General features: G+C 38.6%; 21 protein-coding genes, 1 tRNA gene and 2 pseudogenes. 10 read left to right on the top strand and 14 right to left on the bottom strand.

Annotated elements, in window-relative coordinates:
• Positions 1-23 precede the first annotated feature (23 nt).
• A complete protein-coding gene (locus tag IZT61_RS04815; protein WP_196100057.1) occupies positions 24-2,660 on the bottom strand; it encodes an ATP-binding protein in 2,637 nt (878 codons plus the stop codon).
• 425 nt (positions 2,661-3,085) lie between these two features.
• Between IZT61_RS04815 and IZT61_RS04820 the strand changes: the two genes are divergently transcribed.
• Positions 3,086-3,232 carry a hypothetical protein gene (locus tag IZT61_RS04820; protein WP_196100058.1) on the top strand — a complete coding sequence of 49 codons (147 nt, stop codon included), beginning with the start codon at positions 3,086-3,088 and terminating at the stop codon, positions 3,230-3,232.
• Between the two features lie 131 nt (positions 3,233-3,363).
• Positions 3,364-3,965, top strand: a pseudogene (locus IZT61_RS04830) (chemotaxis protein CheB).
• A gap of 98 nt (positions 3,966-4,063) precedes the next feature.
• Here IZT61_RS04830 and IZT61_RS04835 read toward each other — a convergent pair.
• The 8 genes from IZT61_RS04835 to IZT61_RS04870 form a co-directional block, all read right to left on the bottom strand.
• Positions 4,064-5,008, bottom strand: coding sequence for a PAS domain-containing sensor histidine kinase (locus tag IZT61_RS04835; RefSeq protein ID WP_196100060.1), 945 nt, complete (start codon positions 5,006-5,008; stop codon positions 4,064-4,066).
• A 362-nt stretch (positions 5,009-5,370) separates the two neighbouring features.
• Positions 5,371-5,751, bottom strand: coding sequence for a response regulator transcription factor (locus IZT61_RS04840; protein WP_196100061.1), 381 nt, complete (start codon positions 5,749-5,751; stop codon positions 5,371-5,373).
• A gap of 118 nt (positions 5,752-5,869) precedes the next feature.
• The gene (locus IZT61_RS04845) at positions 5,870-7,078 is read right to left on the bottom strand and encodes a sensor histidine kinase (RefSeq protein WP_196100062.1); all 1,209 of its coding nucleotides are present in this window, start codon (positions 7,076-7,078) and stop codon (positions 5,870-5,872) included.
• Between the two features lies 1 nt (position 7,079).
• A complete protein-coding gene (locus tag IZT61_RS04850) occupies positions 7,080-8,087 on the bottom strand; it encodes an ATP-binding protein (protein ID WP_196100063.1) in 1,008 nt (335 codons plus the stop codon).
• The gene (locus IZT61_RS04855) at positions 8,080-8,499 is read right to left on the bottom strand and encodes an anti-sigma regulatory factor (protein WP_230383857.1); all 420 of its coding nucleotides are present in this window, start codon (positions 8,497-8,499) and stop codon (positions 8,080-8,082) included. Before IZT61_RS04855 ends, IZT61_RS04850 begins: the two co-directional genes overlap by 8 nt.
• Positions 8,474-8,881 (bottom strand): STAS domain-containing protein, encoded by a 408-nt coding sequence (locus IZT61_RS04860; protein ID WP_196100064.1) that lies wholly within the window; start codon positions 8,879-8,881, stop codon positions 8,474-8,476. Before IZT61_RS04860 ends, IZT61_RS04855 begins: the two co-directional genes overlap by 26 nt.
• A gap of 2 nt (positions 8,882-8,883) precedes the next feature.
• A complete protein-coding gene (locus IZT61_RS04865) occupies positions 8,884-9,753 on the bottom strand; it encodes an STAS domain-containing protein (RefSeq protein WP_196100065.1) in 870 nt (289 codons plus the stop codon).
• Between the two features lie 435 nt (positions 9,754-10,188).
• Positions 10,189-10,359, bottom strand: coding sequence for a hypothetical protein (locus IZT61_RS04870; RefSeq protein WP_196100066.1), 171 nt, complete (start codon positions 10,357-10,359; stop codon positions 10,189-10,191).
• A gap of 101 nt (positions 10,360-10,460) precedes the next feature.
• Here IZT61_RS04870 and IZT61_RS04875 point away from each other — a divergent pair, with 101 nt between their 5' ends.
• The 3 genes from IZT61_RS04875 (at position 10,461) to IZT61_RS04885 (ending at position 12,389) form a co-directional block, all read left to right on the top strand.
• Positions 10,461-11,051, top strand: a complete 591-nt coding sequence (locus IZT61_RS04875) for a Crp/Fnr family transcriptional regulator (protein ID WP_230383858.1) — start codon at positions 10,461-10,463, stop codon at positions 11,049-11,051.
• A gap of 69 nt (positions 11,052-11,120) precedes the next feature.
• Positions 11,121-11,783, top strand: coding sequence for a hypothetical protein (locus tag IZT61_RS04880; RefSeq protein WP_196100068.1), 663 nt, complete (start codon positions 11,121-11,123; stop codon positions 11,781-11,783).
• 300 nt (positions 11,784-12,083) lie between these two features.
• Positions 12,084-12,389, top strand: coding sequence for a hypothetical protein (locus tag IZT61_RS04885; protein WP_196100069.1), 306 nt, complete (start codon positions 12,084-12,086; stop codon positions 12,387-12,389).
• A gap of 126 nt (positions 12,390-12,515) precedes the next feature.
• On the opposite strand, the gene IZT61_RS04890 is transcribed toward IZT61_RS04885, so the two are convergent.
• Both IZT61_RS04890 and IZT61_RS04895 read right to left on the bottom strand, forming a co-directional pair.
• Positions 12,516-13,064 carry a hypothetical protein gene (locus IZT61_RS04890; RefSeq protein ID WP_196100070.1) on the bottom strand — a complete coding sequence of 183 codons (549 nt, stop codon included), beginning with the start codon at positions 13,062-13,064 and terminating at the stop codon, positions 12,516-12,518.
• Between the two features lie 11 nt (positions 13,065-13,075).
• Entirely contained in the window at positions 13,076-13,801 is a 726-nt protein-coding gene (locus tag IZT61_RS04895; RefSeq protein WP_196100071.1) for a hypothetical protein, read from the bottom strand.
• A gap of 353 nt (positions 13,802-14,154) precedes the next feature.
• Between IZT61_RS04895 and IZT61_RS04900 the strand changes: the two genes are divergently transcribed.
• Positions 14,155-14,382, top strand: a complete 228-nt coding sequence (locus IZT61_RS04900) for a hypothetical protein (protein ID WP_196101392.1) — start codon at positions 14,155-14,157, stop codon at positions 14,380-14,382.
• Positions 14,383-14,687: 305 nt separating this feature from the next.
• Here the strand turns inward: IZT61_RS04900 and IZT61_RS04905 are convergent, their stop codons facing one another.
• Positions 14,688-15,008 (bottom strand): hypothetical protein, encoded by a 321-nt coding sequence (locus IZT61_RS04905; protein ID WP_196100072.1) that lies wholly within the window; start codon positions 15,006-15,008, stop codon positions 14,688-14,690.
• Between the two features lie 189 nt (positions 15,009-15,197).
• Here IZT61_RS04905 and IZT61_RS04910 point away from each other — a divergent pair, with 189 nt between their 5' ends.
• The 3 genes and pseudogenes from IZT61_RS04910 to IZT61_RS22550 all read left to right on the top strand — a co-directional run.
• Complete coding sequence (locus IZT61_RS04910; RefSeq protein WP_196100073.1) at positions 15,198-15,404, top strand: hypothetical protein; 207 nt, start codon at positions 15,198-15,200, stop codon at positions 15,402-15,404.
• 10 nt (positions 15,405-15,414) lie between these two features.
• Positions 15,415-16,893: a recombinase family protein gene (locus IZT61_RS04915; RefSeq protein WP_196100074.1), complete on the top strand. Its 1,479-nt coding sequence runs from the start codon at positions 15,415-15,417 to the stop codon at positions 16,891-16,893.
• A 344-nt stretch (positions 16,894-17,237) separates the two neighbouring features.
• Positions 17,238-17,963 (top strand): annotated as a pseudogene (locus tag IZT61_RS22550) (recombinase family protein); the annotation flags it as partial.
• 793 nt (positions 17,964-18,756) lie between these two features.
• On the opposite strand, the gene IZT61_RS04925 reads toward IZT61_RS22550, so the two are convergent.
• A tRNA-His gene (locus IZT61_RS04925) sits at positions 18,757-18,830 on the bottom strand.
• A gap of 176 nt (positions 18,831-19,006) precedes the next feature.
• On the opposite strand from IZT61_RS04925, the gene rnhA reads away from it, so the two are divergent.
• Positions 19,007-19,480 carry a ribonuclease HI gene (rnhA, locus tag IZT61_RS04930; protein WP_196100075.1) on the top strand — a complete coding sequence of 158 codons (474 nt, stop codon included), beginning with the start codon at positions 19,007-19,009 and terminating at the stop codon, positions 19,478-19,480.
• Here rnhA and fbp read toward each other — a convergent pair.
• Positions 19,477-20,556: a class 1 fructose-bisphosphatase gene (fbp, locus tag IZT61_RS04935; protein ID WP_196100076.1), complete on the bottom strand. Its 1,080-nt coding sequence runs from the start codon at positions 20,554-20,556 to the stop codon at positions 19,477-19,479. The genes rnhA and fbp overlap by 4 nt on opposite strands.
• Positions 20,557-20,561: the final 5 nt, after the last annotated feature.

A 20,561-nucleotide genomic window follows, 5' to 3' on the forward strand; every position in this document is an offset into this window, starting at 1 on the left:
TTTTAAGAACATTAGCTTATATATTAATCAATTAATTTTTCAGGTGATGTAAATAGCGGAAGGCTGAAACAGAAAGTGCTTCCCTTACCTAATTCACTTTCTACCCATATTTTCCCCTCATGTCGATGGATAATTTCAGCACAAAGGTATAGTCCGATCCCAAAGCCGTTTGTAGTTTTCATGTCTTCACTTTCGACCCGGTAGAAGCGGTCAAAAACATGTGGCTGATCTTGCTGGGCCAGGCCCATACCTTCATCTTTTACACTTACCTGTATCTGGTCCCCCACCGCTAAGCAGGTTACCTGTATGGTGGAACGCTGTGGAGAATATTTTACCGCATTATTAATAAAGTTTGTTACTACCTGACCAATTTTATCTTCATCTGCGAAAACAGGAGTATGATGTACCGGTGCAAAATAAACAGTATGTGATGTTACAGTGGCCAGTGACTCCTGTTCGGCTTCGCCTATCAGTTCAGCCATATCAAAGCAGGTCTTATCCAGATGTATCTTTCCCGCTTCCATCCGCGCAATGTCCAAAAATCCTGTGATGAGTTTACGCATTTTACCAACCTGGCGCTGGGTTTTTTCCAGGATGCTTTGTGTGGCGGTATCTCCATTCTTTTTGGCTTTGAGCGCAAGCACCTGAACATAGCCGTTTAAAGAAGTCAAAGGTGAGCGTAATTCATGGCTGACTATACCAACAAAATCTATCTTACGCTGCTCTTCCTCTTTCATCCTTTCAATATCAGTTGTCGAGCCGACCCACATGGCAATCTGTCCCTTATCATCCAGTACAGGCGAGGCGATATTCAAATGCCAGCGGTAATGTCCATTTATGTCCTTGAAACGCATCTCCATTTCAAGCGGAACCCCATTAGAGGCAGCTTCACCCAAACGGCGCTGAAACTCCGAGATTTCATCCGGATGCATCATCTGGTGATAGCCGAAGTCCCGCAAGTCTTCAAAATTCATCCCGCTATAATCCAGCCAGTGCTGGTTAAAGAAAGTTACCTCACCACTGGGCAACGCATTACTGATCTTTGCAGGAACAATATCTGCTAGTGAACGAAAATGCTTTTCACTGGCTTCAATCTTACTACGCGCCTCTATCTGGTCGGTAATATCAATGACGATCCCCGATAAGGATGGCCTTAAAGCATCTGCTCCCTGAAAAAAACGTCCCGTGGTACGTACCCATTTGAGCTTCCTGTCATGGTAACCAATCAGCGGATATTCCATATCATAACTTTCTCCTTTTGTAATTGCATCATTTACTGCTGTATTGATCTGTTCACGATAGTCTTCACGTACATGTAGCATTGCAGCATTATAGGGCATATCTTCCTGCTCGTAATAGCCAAAGATCTCTTTAAGTTTTGGTGAGGCATGCAGTACCCTGGTATCCGGATCAATAAACCATGTAGCTATTTTAGCAGATTCAATAGCCTGTGCAAGAAGTTCCTTCGCCCTGGCAGCTTCAGTTCGTGCCTCAACCAACTGTTCATTAGCGGCATTCAGCTCCTCATTTATAGCCATCTGCTCCTCAGTTGCAGTAGTCAGTTCCTCATTAATAGCAGCCATTTCGCTATTTAAATCCTGGAGCTGCAATTTATTTGCTTCCAGCGCCTGCCTGTCTTTTACCGCCTGGGTAACTTCAAAGGCCAGTACTATTATCCCGTCTACCTGATCTTTTACATTCAGCCTTGCCTGATATATGAAGTCAAAGTACCGCTCTTCTACAGGGCCGTCAGGAATATAGGCTAACGGGATCAGCTGGCCGCTTGCAGCAAAAGTTTCTCCACTTGAATAAACGTTATTAAGTATTTCTTCAATAGGTGTCCCTTTTATTTCTGGTAAGGCCTCAAGCACAGGTAAACCAAAAAATTTTCTTCCTGGGAAGAACTGCTGATAGCCTGCATTTACCAGTTCATAAATATGTTCAGGCCCGTTCAATATGCATATTCCTGTAGGTGCCTGCTGAAAAAACCTATTTAGCCGGTCCTGCTCTACCTGGAGCTCTTGTTTTGATTTAGAAAGTTCGTCATATAACTGCTGTTGGTGTTCATTAGCATCCTGCGCTTCTATAGCCTTACGTCGTAACTCTAACTTGTTAATTACCTGATGCGCCAGCGTTTTAAGGGCGGACCTTTGCTGCTGGGAAAGTTTTTTCTTTTCAGTATCAATGACACAAAGCGAACCCAGGGCGTAACCATCTTCATTTACCAGGGGAACACCCGCATAAGAAGCAATATTGGGCTCGCCGGTTACCAAAGGATTGTCTTTAAAACGATCATCTGCCTGTGCATCTTCCACCTCAAAAATTTGATCCGGGTTTAAAATCCCATGCGCACAAAAAGAATAGTCACGATCAGTTTGCGAAAAAGGCAAACCTTTTACAGATTTAAACCACTGCCGGTCTTTATCAACCAGGCTGATAAGGGCAATTGGCGTTCCGCAAATCACAGATGCAAGCTCTGTCAATTCATCATAATCCTGCTCGGTAGCAGTATCTAATATGTGATAGGACTGAAGGGCTTCAAGGCGTTCTTGTTCATCAGACGGTGTAATTGCAAAGGCCATATCTAACGTAAAAAATAATTCAATGTAAATGTATAAAATAAGATTTAAGAACACCGCTGATGAATGTAAATCATACAATCAATGAGTAGATCTAAAGGTTGCTTCAGTACATCATACAGTTTTAAGCTAAGAAAGTAGGATATGCTTGTAATAACAGTTACAAAAAGAAACTTTTAAAGCAATATATGAGATACTTGCAAGAAGTAAGATTATTATAAAATAAACCTTCATATCTGCCGTAATTATAACTAGGTAAAACCCAATAATGTTTTATAACATTTATTACTGTTAAAGTCTGTGGAAGACATTTTTATATAACGACACAAAGAAACAATGTCTCAAATTGAAGGATGTTTAACCCTACAAATGAATTAATCACTGGGCTCTATCTTATCATTAAACGGTGGAATAATGATAATGCTGCCTTACACGTATACCTTCGTTTTTTTGTAATCCAAATTATCAAAAACTCATCATCAAAAACTAAAATTCTGATTTGAATAATGGAATGGGTTTATGATAATCGGCAAAAAGAAAAAGAAATATTTAATGCTTATCTGGAACGGTTTACTTCGCTTAAAGGCATCGACATTTGCTCACAGTCGATTATCAGAAAAGAAGGGAATAATGATAACCGCCAAAGCAGATAAGCTTGTGGTGATCCAATCAGCGAGTATATGCTAAGACACTTGTGAAGTGTCCTAAAAACTTGTAGAATAAAATTGACAATTACAATTAGCGGTAATACTGTTATATAATTTTTACATACCTTGTGGATTATATGGAAGATAAATACATAATTGCTTTAGGTGCATCTGCCGGAGGACTATCTGCTTTATTTGAATTTTTCGACAATACGCTTCCTGATGCAGTCTCTTATGTGATCACAATGCATCTTTACCCATATCAAAAGAGTCATTTAACTGAGGTCCTCCAAAACATAGTGCCATTGTAGTTTGTGAAGTAGAAGACGCTATACAGATTCAGGCCAACACTGTGTATGTAATGCCTGAAAATAAGGTAATGACTATAGATAACGGCAAATTGATCTTAACACCAAGGAATCTATCTATTAAAGTCAACATGGCTATTGATATCTTTTTTAGGTCACTGGCAAAAGATGCATTGTTTAATAAAATTGCGATCATATTTTCCGGTATGGGTCATGATGGATCTGAAGGTATAAAAATGATCTCTGAAAGTGGTGGTTACATAATTGCACAAGATCCAAATTCGGCTGACCAAAGCAGTATGCCCTTAAGTGTCATTGCTGGAGGATATACCGATGAGATTCTTCAACCGAAACAAATGCCAAAATACATCCGTGAGTATTTAGCAAGACAACTTGCTATTAAGATTGCAAGTGAACAACCAGTCGACTGATGAAAATGAATTAGGATTATTTTTTAATATTCATCCATAAAAATCTGAATTTTTCCCGGATGATTCTGATTAATAAGCGTCCAAGTTCTAAGCCCCTTCTATAGTTTTAGGTAACTGGATATAGAAGTTGTTCCTTTATTCTCTTCGCTTACAAACCAGATATTACCGTCATGCCACTCCACAATTGTCTTGATGATAGACATTCCCAAACCCGTGGAATGCTCTCCTTGCAGGCCACTTCTGCGGGCATCAGTAAATTTATCAAAAAGCGTTGCGTGGAATTTCTCAGGTATACCTATTCCGTTATCTGCTACAGAAATTAAAACGTAATCCTGTTGCTCTTCTATATCTATCGTAATAGCGCCACCTGCAGGCGTAAATTTAAGTGCGTTTGAAATTAAATTGTTGATCACTTGAAGAAACTTATCCTGATCAATTTCAAGATAGATGATTTCTTTGTTGGCATGGCAAAAGAATTGAATGTTCAGCTCGTTTTGCATACCAAAATACTCTTGGCTGGCGACATTAATTTTTTCTACCAGATTTACCCGCGTTTTTATTAACCTGACACCAGCACTTTCGATGAATTCCTGATCCAGGAAATCATGAATAAGTTTAATATTACTTTTGCAAATTCTATTGATCATGCTGATAAACTGATCAATCTTAAGGTTGTTTAAATGTGAGGTTTCCCGGGCAAGCATCGTTGATAAATTCTGTACAGTACCAATAGGCCCCGCTAAGTCATGAGAAAGAATATTGAGTATCGAGTTTTTTTTGTTGTGGTTGTATAGCACTTTACTGTTCTTCTTAACAGCAGTAATGTCTTCGGCCTGCCCAATTAACAGCTGCTCCTTATTTTCGGTGGAAAGAAATGGGGGAATATTTAACCACCGTTCATGTTGGTTTCTTCTGATCCTGCACTCTACATCGGCTACAGTTTGGCCTTCAGTACAGGCATTTAGCTTTGACAGTACATACGCTTGATCTTCCGAGTGGATCATAGCCATTAATACTTCCGCCTTAATGTCGGTTGTTTCCAAATTGAAAAAAGAAATACAAGTCGGGTTCATGTAAGTAAACCGCTTGTCAGTCAAGCTATAAATAAAAAAAAGTTCACTGGACCGCTCGGCCAGGTGTAATAGAGATTTAGAAGAAGACATTGGATACAGCGAAACGCTTGCTATCCCTTGGGCCGCTCCGTTGCAAAAGTACTGATTAATAAACTAATATAATTTTTAGTATAATTCAACCCCTGGCTGGTTTCCTGAATAGTATTAACAGATAAGGCCAGATGGTAAATTCTGAAGTGCTCTATCAAAAAACGGTGGTATTAATTAGATAGGCGACTTGAATAGATGCGAAAGAATAAGTATTTGTCTCAAAAAAATGAACATTAAGTTACCTACCTTGCGTCGGTATCTATCTGGCTTGCAACCCTTCTGGAAAAATCCAATATGTCAAATGGCTTACTTATAAAGTCTTCCGCACTGCAGAGACCGGACATTTGTTCAGAGGTATAGTTGGCAGACATCATTATTACCGGGATATCACTTGTACTTTTATCTGCTTTGAGTTCACAGCAGACATCAATGCCATTTCCGTCTGGAAGCATCACGTCAAGAATAAAGGTGTTAGGCACCTGATTTAGTAGCCCCTTCCTAAAGGAAGATACGTCAGGAAATCCAACCACCTCATAGTGGTCAGCAGTAAGCAGAAGTTCCAGAATCTCTCTAATGTCGTCGTTATCCTCAAGGATATAGATTAATTTGGTCGTTGAATTCATTAAAAATATAGCAAAGAGTTATTACAATCTTAATCTACTACTCTTAGTGATCCGAATTGCTTAGGGTATTAACAAAAATCTTTTAATATCAGTTTTTCAAAAAGTGAGATTAAGCCGTTTAATGAAGATTTTCGGATATCAAGGGTATGGTAAAGAAAAAGGTGGACCCGACATCCTGAACACTCTCCACCCAGATTTTTCCGCTATGATCAGATACTATCTTTGATGCTATATAAAGCCCCATTCCCAGTCCTGGATGAGAACTGGCTACCTCTTCCATCCTGTAAAACTTATCAAAAATTTTTGCGACACCATCTTTCGACATGCCTATCCCTGAATCAGACACCTTTATCAACACCACATCTTCCTCATCTGAGACACTTGTGGCAATGGTTATCACCGATCCCTTTGCAGAATATTTTGATGCATTACCGACAAGGTTCGTAAATACTTGTTCAAGTCGTAGGGGATCAGCCATGGCAACACATTTCCTACCTAACTGTAGATCGAGTTTATTGTGGGAATGAACATTTGACAACATTGATACCGTTTCGTTTAAGAAACGATTCAGGTCAACCTTTGCCATATCATATTGTAGACTTCCATGTTCCAGTTTTGAAACATCCATTAATTGGTAAGCAAGCAAGGATAGCTTATTAGTTTGAGTTTCCAGTTTCTCTACCAGCTTGCCTACTTTGTCAGAATATTCTGCCTTTAACAGTCTTAACATCTGCGTGTATGCTTTGATAACCGTGATCGGGGTTTTCAGTTCATGGCTTGCGACCGAGATGAATTCCTTTTTTCGCTCATCAAGTTCCCTTACAATTCGAATCTCTTTTTCCTGCTCGGCAGTAAGCCGATTTAGCTGACTGTTTTTGTTCTTAATTTCCTCGTAGGCATTCAAAGGTGACGAGGTATCGAAATATACTTTCAACAAACCGATTTTACCCTCATCAAGTTTTAGTGATCTTGGAAGCCCGAGCCCCATTCCTATCTTGTAAGAATTTTTGTTTACCTCAAAATGAAAATCAGGTAAAAGGCGTTTGGCATAATAGAAACCCTCATCTGTCTCGCGAAAAGTAAGATCACTTTCGAATGAAATGTTTGCGTTTATAGAAAAACGAGGTATCTTCCCAGAAATTACAATACTTAACTTTCCATTATCGGTAAGATCAATTACTGTTCTTACCACTTCTGATACAGCGGTAGCAAGCGTGGTGCGTGTAGCCACAGTCAGCCCAAGCTGTTCTCCCACCTGCATAGTTCGCTTGTGGGCAAGGATGAGATCCATTTCGTTTTCCAGTGAAATCCCGATAATCTCTTTCATATCAACGGACTTTTATAACAATTATCGACATATCATCTGTGAATCTTGCATGATCCTTATAAATAGCCGCTGCAAGTAAGGCCGGGTCATGGTTTAAAATACCCGGATATTTGGTTGTTTCCCATCGGGTCTTGATTCCATCTGAGCATAATACGAGCTGATTATATTCAGAAATATTGACAGTCTGATCATTCATGGTGTTTGGTATATTGTGGCCAACGATACCATTATAGGACATCTGGTTTTTAGAGCCAACCGGTCCAATCCACTTTGCAGCGATATTGCCAATTCCGGCAGAGGACCATTCACCCTTTTCACTGCTGAAAGTTGTAACATTAGCTACCATGCCCCTAGTCTTTTTAATCGAAAAATGCACGAAGCGAAGCGTTTCAACCGGACTGGAATCAGGAAAAACCTTAAAAGCTTTTGCCCCTTCATTTACAGCCTGGTTTGCAGCCGGGCCATGCCCAAGGCCGTCTCCAAGCATCAATTTGAAGCTTTTGCCATTGGTTTTATAGGTGAAGCCATCCCCGCTAGTCGTCTCACCTGGTTTACTGACTACAATAGGGCGAATGATCAAACCTCTTTTAACTAAAGGCTTGACCCCAATATATATCCTGCTCAACACAATAGTTCCCCAGTCCACGATGGAATAAAGATCAAAAGTATCAGATAAACGCCTGATACTTCCAAGACCCGCTCCTAGGGTGTTGCTTGTTGACATGCCGTCCTGGATCATCCTGGCAGGATTTCTCATTCCGGGCCCCTTGTCTATAGAAATAAGCTCGATGTAAGGGATCCCTTCTTCGCTAAAAATGCCAAACAGGATTTCCCCCCCATCAGCATATTTGAAAAGATTGCTTGTCATTTCGGCAGTGATAATATCAACTTCGGCAATCCGCGTCGTATCCATTCCTATTTTCAAAAGCCGCTGATGTATGTCCTTTTTAAGGAGAGAAAAATAACTTCTGTCATCAGCCTGTAGCCTTATATGTGTAGCGTCAACCATTTGCCCATTTTAAAATCATCACCACTGTCCCTTCTCCGGGCTTACTTTTTATATCAAATTCATTACTGAGACGCTTTGCACCGGGAAGTCCCAGCCCAAGACTTTTGCCAGTGGAAAAGCCATCTTTCATCGCTGCTGCAATATCAGAAATACCAGGGCCTTGATCCTTAAAGGTCAATCTAACTCCATTGTCCCTCCCGCGGGTTACTACCTCGATAAGGCATTCTCCGCCTCCACCGTAACGGAGCATGTTTCTTAAAAGTTCGCTTGCAGCAGTGATCAACTTGGTTTGGTTAACCAGACCCATTTTGATTTTGACTGCCACCTCACGGACACGGTTACGCAATAAGACCACATCCTGCTCTTTTTGTACCTGAATGTTATCCTTACTCAGCGAAAGTATCATCATCATCGGTTTCTTCCCCGTCCTGGATATCAGAGCCAATCATGGATTTTAAAAGATTCATTCCGCGTTCGACATTGAGTGCTGTGTGAACACCTTTCAATGGCAGGCCAAGCTCAATTAGAGTAATAGCAACAGCCGGCTGCATTCCCACTACCACTGTTTCAGCATCCAGAATCTTCGACATGCTGGCGATATTACCAATGATGCGCCCCATAAATGAGTCGACTATCGATACTGCGGAAATATCTATTAAGACACCTCTCGAACTTGTCTTATTTACCATCTGCACCAGGTCAGCCTCTAGATCGAGCGCCAGCCTGTCATAAAGGTCAACCTGAATGGTTACAAGCAGGAAGTTTCCCATCCGGAGAATAGGAATTTTATCCATAATTAGAAGTTGTTAGTTTTATTGATAGAACCAGCCTTTTTTACCTCAAGTCTCAGTATCTTGAAAGCATGAGCCAATGCACTTGCAAGGCTTGCCTTGGTGATAATATTGGAAAGGTCAATACCGAGGTGGACAACAGTCTGGGCTATTTCGGGTCTGATTCCACTGATGATACATTCGGCTCCCATTAACCTAGTAGCACTAACAGTTTTGATTAAATGTTGTGCAACAAGTGAATCTACCGCAGGTACTCCGGAAATGTCAAGAATTGCAATACTTGATCCCGTCTCTACAATCTCCTGAAGCAAATTTTCCATTACGATCTGCGTCCTGGAACTGTCAAGTGTACCAATTATGGGAAGTGCCAGGATCCCGTCCCATACACGAATAACTGGTGTTGATATTTCTGTAATCTCATCGGTCTGTCTTAAAATAACTTCTTCTCTTCCCTTAATGAAAGTTTCAAAGGTAACAACACTTAGATTGTCCATTACCCTATTAATCTTCATACTTTCTAGAAAGAGTTGTTGTGGATCCGTGATTCCATTTTGCAGAACTTCAAGGATAGCTTCTTTTAAGCTGAAGACGAAGCGACCAGTTTCCCGAGGAGAAAATCCCTGACGGGCCCTGGTAATGGCTATTCCCCCAAGAATCTCAATAACCGAATTCCAGCTATCTCCGTCCATGTCTTCCAGATCATCGTTTGAAAGATTAGTGATCAATGCGGCAACCAGTTCCCCTGATTGTTCCCTGAGATCTTCATTGCTGATCAGGTCTTCACGAAGCCCTTCATCAGATAATTGGTTTTTCATCCAAATCTCAAGGATGTTTGTTTTTTGTTTTTGTAGCAATTTTAGCGTATTAAATGACATGTTTCAATGAATAGTTAAGGTTGTTAGACTTACATTCCATATAGGATTAAAGCATGAAAGATAAGAATTTTAGTGCAATTTCTTATTTTTATCCACTAATGTACAATTGACATGACTACAAAATATCAAAAAAGGGTGGAATAATGATAATGGCTGACACGAATACCTTCGTTTTTTTGTAACCTAAATTATCAAAAACTCATTGGATAAACCGCTGCCGGTTGACCCCCAATATCCAAAAATATTTTTCTCATAACTAGCTACTAATCAATGAACTTATAAACATTAAAAATTGGTGCAAAGGGGTCATTCTATTCTGGTTTATCCACCTAACCACGCTGTGATTATTTGAAAAATTTACTTACTATACAGATGTGATGCATGCGTAGTTTCAATTTTGAATTAAGATAAAAACTTTAACGATAACGTATACCGCTAAGGAAACAGATTTTCTTCACCATATTTTTCAAAGTAAGCCTCCAGCCTGTGAATCGTGTCTTCGAAATCAGTATGAAAGTTAGATTTACGTATGGTCGACTCTACCGAATCGGCGAAAGAGGCATAATTCAGATCTAATTCTGGTATGCCTCTTTCCTTTTCAACCATAGCCTGTTGAAAATAGCCGAAAACCAGAAATGCTTCCTAGATATCTATAATAATGAGAATTAAAACACTCACTGCTGTTCAATTGTGCGTCTTCGTTAATAATGATAACTTTATCCATTACGGCACACCATATGGATTTTGAACAATTTTATAATCAGCTTCACTCACTAACTCAGGAAGCTAAAATGGATTTAGTTGATGCTATCAAAATATTCACAGCTAAAAAGGGACGCTCACTGCTGAGAAAAGGTGCGGTTTGCCAAAATATATATTTTGTTAAGAATGGACTGTGTAAAACCTTTTTCTTCAAAGAGGACAAAGAATTTATTATGCGCTTTTTCATTGAAGGATCCATTTTTACAGTGCTTGATAGTTTCCTAACCCAGTCACCTTCTAAATTTGCTATTAATGTTCTGGAGCCAACTACCTATATATGCTTAAGCTATACTCAACTACACTTACTTTGCAAAAAACACCATTGTATGGAAACCTTTTACAGAGAGCTTGTTTCAGGTGCATCAATTAATATGATGAAACGAATAACTGAGCTACTAGAAGATAATGCATCCGAGCGATATTTCAATTTTGTAAAAGAATATCCTGAACTGCTTCAGCGAATTAGTCTGGGTGATCTTTCCAATTATCTAGGTATAACGCAGGTTTCTTTAAGTAGGATAAGAGCCGTCAAATAATTTTTTATCATTTGATAAAAAATTTTATATCTCTCGCTGATAACTTTGGAGAAACTAAATCAGCACACGATGTTAAAATTCAGTCTACCTCAGAAGATAAGTTTACTTGCGGCACTATCATTTTGTATTACAGCTCCGGTGATGGGTTATATAAATATCGGGTTACCACCCGTAATTATTGTAGGAGGATCCGCTGTTATTGCCTTTTTTTGCTGGTACTTCACGTACCTAAGAAATCCTGTAAACCCTGCGATAATTCTTCCACTGTTTATATTTACTGTTGCAGCGCTTCAAATTCATATTTTAGAAGAATATCTAACTGGATTTGGCCCTGCTATGAGCCGTTTGTTTAATATACCATGGAGTGAAAAAAGCTTTTTAATAATCTTTGCCATTGTAGGGCCTACTATTTATACGCTCACTTCATTAGGTCTTTATTATAAAATACCATTTGCAGGATTCATTGCATGGTTTATATTCATAGGCCCAGGCGTAGCAGAATTTACCCATTTTATTTTCCCTTTACTAACACCAAAAATTCAGCCCTCAAACATAAATTCAATAAGCCAATTTATACGGGGAGTGCCAATTGAAAATATGCCTAACTATTTTTACAAAACAACAGGTAAATATTATTTTGCAGGGATGTGGACCGCCGCGTTACCCATGATACCAGGAGTTTATTCAATTTATCGACTTATTAAAGTGCAGGCAGGAGACCAAATACTATAACATCCATTTAATAATATCTGATAACTTGGCTTAAAAATGAATGTTGTTGTCACTACACGGTCGTTTTTATTGTTCATTAAAACTAGCGTTTAGCTAAGTAATCGTAATCTCCTCAATTACATATGTTGATTTCGTTTCGGCGGGTTTAACTTTTCATTATATTTTTTTTGAATGCAAACCTATAAAGGATTTCCTGTTAATTCGTCAAGGGTATATAAACGGCTGAAAAAGCCGCCCTTGACGAATTGGAAACCTTTACTAAACGGTGCATAAAAAAATATAATTATGGAAAATTATTAAATGCATCAAAAAGAATTAAAAAAGGCCTGGTATAAAATCGGATCACAAAACTATTGGATAGCGAAAACTGATGACCCGGTTTTTACTGAGGGATCAATCGCAACATGTCAGACAATAGAGTCTCTTCAAAAAGAGATTGGCTCTGGTAATTGGTGCTTAGGACAAGGATTTTCATTTAAGAACCTTTGTTTTATTAATCAAATTGATGGAGGTGACGAATGGCTAACAATCAAAGACGATTATTGCTTTGAGAGTATTACTTTCGGACATTTTATAAAATCGGGCAAATTTATTCCCATTATCTAACGGTTACTTAAAGCCTCAAAAGATGAATGTATCAGGTTAACTTATTAATTCTTCTAGCCCCTCGGGGCTTTTTTATACTGTTCAAAAAATCTAAGCTTTATGAAAATAGGGTTTTTATTATAATAATTACTTATTCAACTTAAAAACTCCTTGAACCCCTAACTTGTTAAAGTTAAGGTTGTGCTTATCTAATCGTTGATACATAATGGTATGGCCATAACTTATATTCAAGGCACTGTTTAAAACCTCAGGAGACGAAACATCCAAAGAAACACCAACATTGGTAAGTGAGAATTTTTTCTTCTCCAAAGCGTTTCCGTCCAAATTAAACCCTATAAAGGTTGAAACAAGCATATCTACTTTTTTATAGTCATCATTTTCGGGATTAAAAATCTGCTCACTGGCAAATTTATAGAAGTTAAAACCAAGGTTGGGGCCAACCTCAAAGAACGGGTTTTCCTTTAACAAAGTTAATGATGCCTTTGGCCCCAGATAAACATAGCTGCCCAAGCCAAAATTCAAAACTGTATTTATCTCAAATGCCGATTTAAAGTTGGCGCTTTTACCAAAGAGGTAACTAACACCGACCCCTAGCCCCATTTTATTAATGGCCTGTGCATTTCCAGTATGGGTAAAAATAATTGAGAATAAAAGCAAAAACAGCATTTTTTTCATAATTCGGTAATTTATTGAAGATAGGAGTTTGCATAAGAAAAATTGATATTGTCTGTGCTATTTTTGTTTTTTAATGCTGCACCATCTGGATCCTCGTCTAGTTGTAACCATTCGCCAGCCCATGTCAATGCATAACCGACACCCAATGCCGCCCCTGCTATCCCGCCGTTGTTAACAAAAGTATAAACAGAATTGTCAAAATCGGTAGTCGCTAGTAAATTTTTCATTAATAGTAAATTGTTGAGCACTGAAATTTTTTCTGTTGAGCTAATTAAAAAATCACTATTGATATTATTTTCTGTATTGGTCAATGCAGTACTAATTATACCCTTAAAATCGGTCAAATTTCCAGCAGTCAAGTCAGCATCAGAATGGATACTTTCAAAAATTATGGCTTCAGATTCTATTTCGTTCATTAAGGTTTCAATATGCGCATATGCGTCCGGGGCCAAATAATCTTGTACAACCTCAATAACATCTTGCATTGCATCGACTGCATCAACCATTGTCGGCGGCTGTCCTAGCTCATCAAATAAGGTTTTATGTATCTTAATCCTCGCGGAAATTTTTTTGTTTAATCCTAAAATTCCCGCTGCATGAAGTTTGCCTAGCACCTCCTTGTCTATTCGTTCCTTATTTGGATACTCTGGTAATATATCAGCAATCAAGTTATTCATGAATAAATGGGGAGAAACAGAATAGGACTGTTTAACAATGCCATTTGTAAAGCCTTTCATGATATTTGCACCAATGACTTCAAGCGACAATTTGGATATCTAGCTAAAAAAGGTTTTGGATGGAAAATGTATCTGAAGATTGACTCACAGAAATTGTATTATACTGGTTCCTTCATTGAATGCATTAAAAAAGCATCGGAGTTAACCGGTCTTACGTTTTAAATATGGACATTATACAAATAAAATTTCAATTAAAGAACATAATGATAGCGGAGAGACTATGACTGTAAATGGCCATGAATGTAGTGTAACAAGAAGTAAATAATCTCACTAAACGAACCTATATATACGTCCTCTTAATTTTGCAATTTACACAAAACCCTAATTTCATAAAACTCCTCTATATTTACGATATGAAAAAATTGCTCTTAGTATCTTTATTTTTAATTTTTACACTCCCTTGTTTAGCTAATGATTCCAAAATATCTAACACAGCTATCGGTAATGGTATTGGAATTGGTAGCGCACTAGCAGTTTCTATATGCTGGAGTAGGACACAATCCGTGTTGACTTCTGCAATTGCGGGGATATTTGGTTGGTTATACGTGATTTACTATTTATTTGTTAGGAATGATGAATAAACTAAACGCATAGTCCAATTAAATAGATTTATGCATCTTGAATCTAACTTAATTTGATGCATACATTTTAAGATTTTTAAAAATATTCTTCTCAATAAACGAACCTTATTTTAATGTTTAAAATAGTTTGCCACTTTCGCCAATTCCTGTAAATCAGGCAGGAAAAAATTCGAAATTTGTCCAGTAACCGCTAAGGTGTAAAAGCCATATCATCTGGCACTTGTCCAGAATAAATAACCCAATAACTACGAGTCATAAAAAAAGATCTGCGGCCAGATAAGGCCAGCAAATTTTGATTTTCCTAGTTAATTATTAGCCTCATCTTTGCTAACCCCTATTGCATTTGCTCGCCACAGGATATAGCCTAGTCTACCACAACATTCAGCAACAAAATATTCAATATCCGCAGGCACATCGTTTACGATACGAAACCTAATTTTATACTTTGGGTTGTAGCTGAGGTAGATTACCAGATCATCAGATTGAAAACCTCTACCAAGTAAGGATTTTAAATGAACATGTTCAAGATCTCTAGCTGCATTTTGCAACCTGTCGTTCATCACTTTGGCTAACGCTTTTTGAGGTTTAAAATCAGTTTCTAAAATGGCAACCACGGTTACAGTCATACAGCAAAAATATATCTATAAACCATATTAGCAAACACTGACCGCAAATTATACTGATAATGAGCGGAATAATTTTTATTCTATTCTGACATGATAAGTCGTTTCAACATAAGGTATAATAGACATCTTACCCAAAGTGTCAATAAAAACAATTGCTCAATGAGAACTTTGCACGAAAGTTAATTGTAGATGGATTATTTCAGAATCAAAGAAAAACGGAGCTTGACAAAAGATGCGGTGATCCGGCTCTTGGGAAAAGAGTTGAAAATTACTGAGGATGAAACTCTCAATAGAACCCTGGACTTTATTTATGCCCTGGCAAACCTGGCAGTAAAAATAGAATTGAAAAAAGGAAGACCGAAAAAAGAACGGATTATTAAAAAAGATCTTAAATAAAAAAAAGAAAATGGCAAGATTAGCAGATTTATACATCAGGGTCAGTACAGATGAGCAGGCTGAGAAAGGGTATTCATTGAGAAGCCAGAAAGATGTATTGGAAAGATACTGTGATATAAACGGAATTAGGATTAGAAAAATCTTTACCGAAGATCATTCGGCAAAAACCTTTAATCGGCCCCAGTGGAAACAACTCCTTACGTTTTTAAAAAGATCCAAGCGCGAATCAGACCTACTCCTATTCACTAAATGGGACAGGTTCAGCCGCAATACCAGCGATGCATACCAGATGATTGCATTTCTTCGTAAGCTCGGGATTGAACCACAGGCTATAGAACAGCCACTGAACTTAGACGTTCCCGAAAATAAGATGATCCTTGCGGTTTATTTGACTACACCAGAGATTGAAAATGACAGGCGGGGATTGAGTACAAAAGCGGGTATCCGTCAGGCTAAAAAGGAAGGACGTTGGACTGGTCCCGCACCATTGGGATATGTAAATAAAACCAAAGAGGACGGCTCTAAATACATTTGCCACAAATTTCCGGAAGCTGCGATAATCAAATGGGTATTCGACCAATTGGAAAGAAACGTTTTTTCAGGGGAGCAGATATTGATTGAAGCGCTAGAAAAAGGGCTTAAATGCAGTAAAAACAACTTTTATTGCGTTATAAAAAACCCGATGTATTATGGGAAGGTTACTGTTCCAAGGTTCAAAGATGAAGAAGAGGAACTAGTAGATGGGAAACACCAGGCATTAATAAGCGAAGAGCAATTCCATAAAGTGCAGGAAATCCTAGCCGCGAGGGGGAAGGTACATGGTAGGCAGGTTTCTGTTCCTGAGCAGATGCCTCTAAGGGGATTTCTTATGTGCCCAAAATGCACAAGAAAACTCACAGGAAGTGCTCCTGGCGCTAAGGTTACTCGCATTTATTACTACCATTGTCATTCCAAATGCGGGGCTAGAATTAGGGCTAATGTAATGAATGCCAGATTTGTTGAGCACATCGAAAACATTAAACTGGAAAGTAAATTTGTTCCTTTAATCTCAATCGCCTTAAACGACGCCTACGAAAACCAATTGAAAGACCTTTTGGAAGAAAAGAAAAAACTTAAAGCACAGATCGAAGGCACTCAATATAGAATCCGGCAAGCGAGAGAAATGCTTTTGGAAGGTGCGTTGGATAGTTCAGACTTCAGGGTCATTAAGTCGGAAAACACTGAGAAACTCGAGAAGCTCAGCGCTTTACTCCAAGAGCTAAAAAACAAAAACAAAATCATTCTAGACAGAGAATATATCATCGGACACGCTCTAGGTTCTATTGAGAATCTAAACGTGCTTTTTACAAAATCAGATATCGAAGAGAAAAGATTGTTGATTAGTCATCTCTATCCAGAGGGAATAAGTTACAAACATGAAAAATTTAGCTATCATCACTTCAATAAAGCTGGACGGATAATATTTAACTCTTCATTAATTTCTTTATAAAGGCTGTTCGAAAAACCCTTGTAAAGAAATTAATGCTTTTTTATTAAAGAATGATATTGATTTGGCTGAACATATATTATTTCATTTCCAAAACAGACCTCATATGGCTAAAAGTTTTGGAAAATACATCGCCCGCGATACTTGCCTAACCTTTAACTTCCCACCCTACCAAATGGAAACTTATGTGTACCGACCTGGATTGAGGTGCTATGGATCTCTGAATCGCTGCTAGTAGTTTCTCCATAGCAAAAAAACGCCTAACAAACCAGTTTAATTTTGCTAAAAAAAGGAATTTTTCTTATCTTAAATGAGATATAAAATTCACTTACAAAAACTGCAGAAGTATGAAAACAGCAGACCTATACATCAGGGTAAGTACTGATGAACAGGCGGAAAAAGGCTATTCCCTGCGAAGTCAACAGGAAGTATTGCGAAAATATTGCGACCTACATTCTATTGCTATCCGGGAAATCTTTATAGAGGACCATTCAGCCAAAACATTCAAAAGGCCTATATGGCAGAAATATCTGGTTTATTTGAAAAGAAACAAAAAAAAATCAGCATTACTTCTGTTCACCAAATGGGATCGCTTTAGTAGAAATACCAGCGACGCTTATCAAATGATCACAAAGCTCAACAGGCTGGGAATCGACCCTCAAGCCATTGAGCAACCATTGGATCTCAGTATTCCAGAGAATAAGATGATGCTTGCAATCTACCTTACCGCACCTGAGGTGGAGAATGACAGACGAGGGCTTAATACTAAATCAGGCATCAGGCAAGCCAAAAAGGAAGGCCGTTGTACCGGAAAGGCTCCTCTGGGATATATCAACAAAAGTTATGAAGATGGCAGAAAATATATAACACCAAAAGAGCCACAGGCGAAGATAATGAGATGGGTATTCGAGGAATATGCCAAAGGGAATTATTCGGGAGAGCAAATATTAAAGGAAATGAATGATAAGGGTCTGAGATGTAGCAAAAACAACTTCTATCACCTATTAAAGAATCCCATGTACATGGGGAAGATCAGAGTTCCAGCAGAAAGAGATGAGCCGGAAGGATTAGTGGATGCCCTCCACCCTGCCTTAGTTACTGAGGAAATATTTGAGCAGGTACAAGTCGTTTTAGGGCAAAAAACAAAAGAAGTCAATGCTATCAAGGTATTTGACCCTAACGATCTACCTTTGAGAGGATTTATCAATTGTCCAAAATGTACGAGAGTTTTGACTGGAAGTGCATCAAAGGGCAAAACCAGTTATAGTCTATACTATCATTGCAAATCATCATGCGGCGTCAGATTTAGGGCCCTAGAAGCTAATGACTCATTCAAGGATTTGTTAACAATGTATATTCCGAGAAACCCCGATGAATGGAAAAATGAATTTGTTGATTCTTTCAATCAACAAATTAAGTGTAAAAAGAAAGATCGTAAAATATTGAAAGATAAGATTGCTGCCCTCAATACAAGAATAGAAACGTCAAGAGAAAGGATGTTGGATGATGAAATCGAGCCATCTGAATTTCGTAAGATCAAGGGAGAGACAAATCTTGAGATTGAGGCCTTGGAAACAGAACTTTTTAGTATCGAGCCGGAAAAAAACACCGTGGCCTCTGTAAAACATACTATTGAACAAGCCATTCAATGCCTAAAAAATATTGACAAATATTATGATTTAGCAAGATTAGATATGAAAAAAGAGATCATAAGCACCATTTTTCCGCAAAAATTGCACTACTCTGAAGGCATAGGTCGAACCCAAAAGTCGAACTTTTTCGCAAGCCTAATTTATCTGAAAAACAGCGAGTTACGAGCAAAAAAAATGGGACAAAACCATTCGAAAATGTCTTTGTCCCATACGGGGTGGCTGATGGGGCTCGAACCCACGACCCTCGGCACCACAAACCAATACTCTAACCAACTGAGCTACAGCCACCGTGTTTTTTAGTGTGACAAAAGTACGACTTTTAACGTTCCTTGCAAATATTTTTTTCAAAGATTTTAACTAAAATTTTTAATTCGTTATCATTCAATAAATTGAAATGAAAATATTTTTTCAAAACCCCTTTCGATAAGCGATTACGATCCTAAAAACCTAACTTTGCTGCGTTTATGATAGAGATTTATACAGACGGAGCAGCGAGCGGAAATCCCGGCCCAGGCGGCTATGGCACCATTCTGAGAGCCGGAAAGCATTATAAGGAACTTAGCGGCGGATTTAGGATGACAACCAATAACCGAATGGAGTTACTTGCCGTAATAAAGGGACTTGAAGCTTTAAAGAGCCTCAACCAACAAGTAACCGTTTACTCCGATTCAAAGTACGTTGTTGATGCGGTAGAAAAAAAATGGGTTTTTGGCTGGGTAAGCAAGGGTTTTAAAGATAAAAAGAACAAAGACCTCTGGCTTCGTTTTCTCGAATTGTATAAGTTGCACCAGGTTAAATTTATCTGGATCAAGGGCCACAATGCCCATCCGGAGAATGAGCGTTGCGATAGACTGGCCGTTTTTGCGTCGCAAGATAAGCAGAACCTGGCCATCGATAGCGTATTTGAGGCTGAACGGAATAAGCAAACGCTGCTTTAATCAATCCCGCCAATTACACCTAAATTTTCTAATTTACGATCGACTTTTTCTTCAACCGACGCAGATTTAGCAGTATAAAGCAACATCATCTCTTCTGCCTTTTCAACCATTTTAGTAGAACCGATAAATATTGGAACTCTTTGATGAACTTCTTTTGGTTGGATTTCTAAAATTCGTTCAAAGCCTGTTGTCGCCTTACCTCCTGCTTGTTCAATGATAAAAGCTATCGGATTGCATTCATAAAGCAATCGCAATTTTCCTTCTGGCGAGCGGGCGGTTGTAGGATAGATATAAATACCTCCGTTGATCAAACTTCTGTGAATATCGCCAACCATCGATCCGATATAGCGAGAAGTATATGGGCGATTAGATGCCTCATCCTCTACCTGGCAATACTTAATGTATTTTTTCACCCCTTCAGGAAAGTGAACGTAGTTACCCTCATTTATAGAGTACGTAGCTCCGGTTTCAGGAATTTTCATTTCCGGATGAGAGAGACAAAACTCGCCTATCGATGGATCCAGCGTAAACCCATTGACCCCCTTGCCAGTAGTATAAACCAACATGGTTGATGAACCGTAAATAATATAACCCGCAGCAACCTGATCTACTCCCTTTTGTAGCACATCATTTATACTCGCCCTGCCTTGCAAACTTTTTCGCCTGTAAATTGAAAAAATCGTTCCAACCGCAACATTAACATCCGTATTTGATGATCCGTCCATCGGATCAATACAAACGATATACTTTGCATTCTGCGAAACTGGCGAATCGATATGAATAATTTCTTCTTCTTCTTCTGACGCGATAATGCAGCACTCGCCACCACTTGTAAGCGCCGCTATAAATTGCTGATCGGCATATACATCGAGTTTTTTTTGTTTTTCGCCCTGTATATTTGTTGTACCTACATGGCCGATAATATCAACCAAACCTGCTTTATTGATTTCGCGATTGACGATCTTTGCCGCAATTCCAATATCTCTGAGCAACCTCGAAAGCTCGCCCTTTGCGTAAGGAAAATCAGCTTGTTTTTCTATAATAAATTGCCCCAGTGTTTTCACGCCACAAACCATACTTA

This window comes from Pedobacter endophyticus (assembly GCF_015679185.1).
GTDB lineage: Bacteria > Bacteroidota > Bacteroidia > Sphingobacteriales > Sphingobacteriaceae > Pedobacter > Pedobacter endophyticus.

What these genes read in the sequence shown, in the direction of transcription:
- IZT61_RS04910 (WP_196100073.1), top strand. Translation starts at nt 15,198, where the DNA reads ATGGATTATTTCAGAATCAAAGAAAAACGGAGCTTGACAAAAGATGCG.
- IZT61_RS04860 (WP_196100064.1), bottom strand. Translation starts at nt 8,881, where the DNA reads ATGGATAAAATTCCTATTCTCCGGATGGGAAACTTCCTGCTTGTAACC.
- fbp (WP_196100076.1), bottom strand. Translation starts at nt 20,556, where the DNA reads ATGGTTTGTGGCGTGAAAACACTGGGGCAATTTATTATAGAAAAACAA.
- IZT61_RS04915 (WP_196100074.1), top strand. Translation starts at nt 15,415, where the DNA reads ATGGCAAGATTAGCAGATTTATACATCAGGGTCAGTACAGATGAGCAG.
- IZT61_RS04840 (WP_196100061.1), bottom strand. Translation starts at nt 5,751, where the DNA reads ATGAATTCAACGACCAAATTAATCTATATCCTTGAGGATAACGACGAC.
- IZT61_RS04820 (WP_196100058.1), top strand. Translation starts at nt 3,086, where the DNA reads ATGGAATGGGTTTATGATAATCGGCAAAAAGAAAAAGAAATATTTAAT.
- IZT61_RS04895 (WP_196100071.1), bottom strand. Translation starts at nt 13,801, where the DNA reads ATGAAAGGCTTTACAAATGGCATTGTTAAACAGTCCTATTCTGTTTCT.
- IZT61_RS04880 (WP_196100068.1), top strand. Translation starts at nt 11,121, where the DNA reads ATGTTAAAATTCAGTCTACCTCAGAAGATAAGTTTACTTGCGGCACTA.
- IZT61_RS04850 (WP_196100063.1), bottom strand. Translation starts at nt 8,087, where the DNA reads ATGGTTGACGCTACACATATAAGGCTACAGGCTGATGACAGAAGTTAT.
- IZT61_RS04905 (WP_196100072.1), bottom strand. Translation starts at nt 15,008, where the DNA reads ATGACTGTAACCGTGGTTGCCATTTTAGAAACTGATTTTAAACCTCAA.
- IZT61_RS04845 (WP_196100062.1), bottom strand. Translation starts at nt 7,078, where the DNA reads ATGAAAGAGATTATCGGGATTTCACTGGAAAACGAAATGGATCTCATC.
- IZT61_RS04885 (WP_196100069.1), top strand. Translation starts at nt 12,084, where the DNA reads ATGCATCAAAAAGAATTAAAAAAGGCCTGGTATAAAATCGGATCACAA.
- IZT61_RS04875 (WP_230383858.1), top strand. Translation starts at nt 10,461, where the DNA reads ATGATAACTTTATCCATTACGGCACACCATATGGATTTTGAACAATTT.
- IZT61_RS04900 (WP_196101392.1), top strand. Translation starts at nt 14,155, where the DNA reads ATGAAAAAATTGCTCTTAGTATCTTTATTTTTAATTTTTACACTCCCT.
- IZT61_RS04865 (WP_196100065.1), bottom strand. Translation starts at nt 9,753, where the DNA reads ATGTCATTTAATACGCTAAAATTGCTACAAAAACAAAAAACAAACATC.
- rnhA (WP_196100075.1), top strand. Translation starts at nt 19,007, where the DNA reads ATGATAGAGATTTATACAGACGGAGCAGCGAGCGGAAATCCCGGCCCA.
- IZT61_RS04890 (WP_196100070.1), bottom strand. Translation starts at nt 13,064, where the DNA reads ATGAAAAAAATGCTGTTTTTGCTTTTATTCTCAATTATTTTTACCCAT.
- IZT61_RS04870 (WP_196100066.1), bottom strand. Translation starts at nt 10,359, where the DNA reads ATGGTTGAAAAGGAAAGAGGCATACCAGAATTAGATCTGAATTATGCC.
- IZT61_RS04855 (WP_230383857.1), bottom strand. Translation starts at nt 8,499, where the DNA reads ATGATGATGATACTTTCGCTGAGTAAGGATAACATTCAGGTACAAAAA.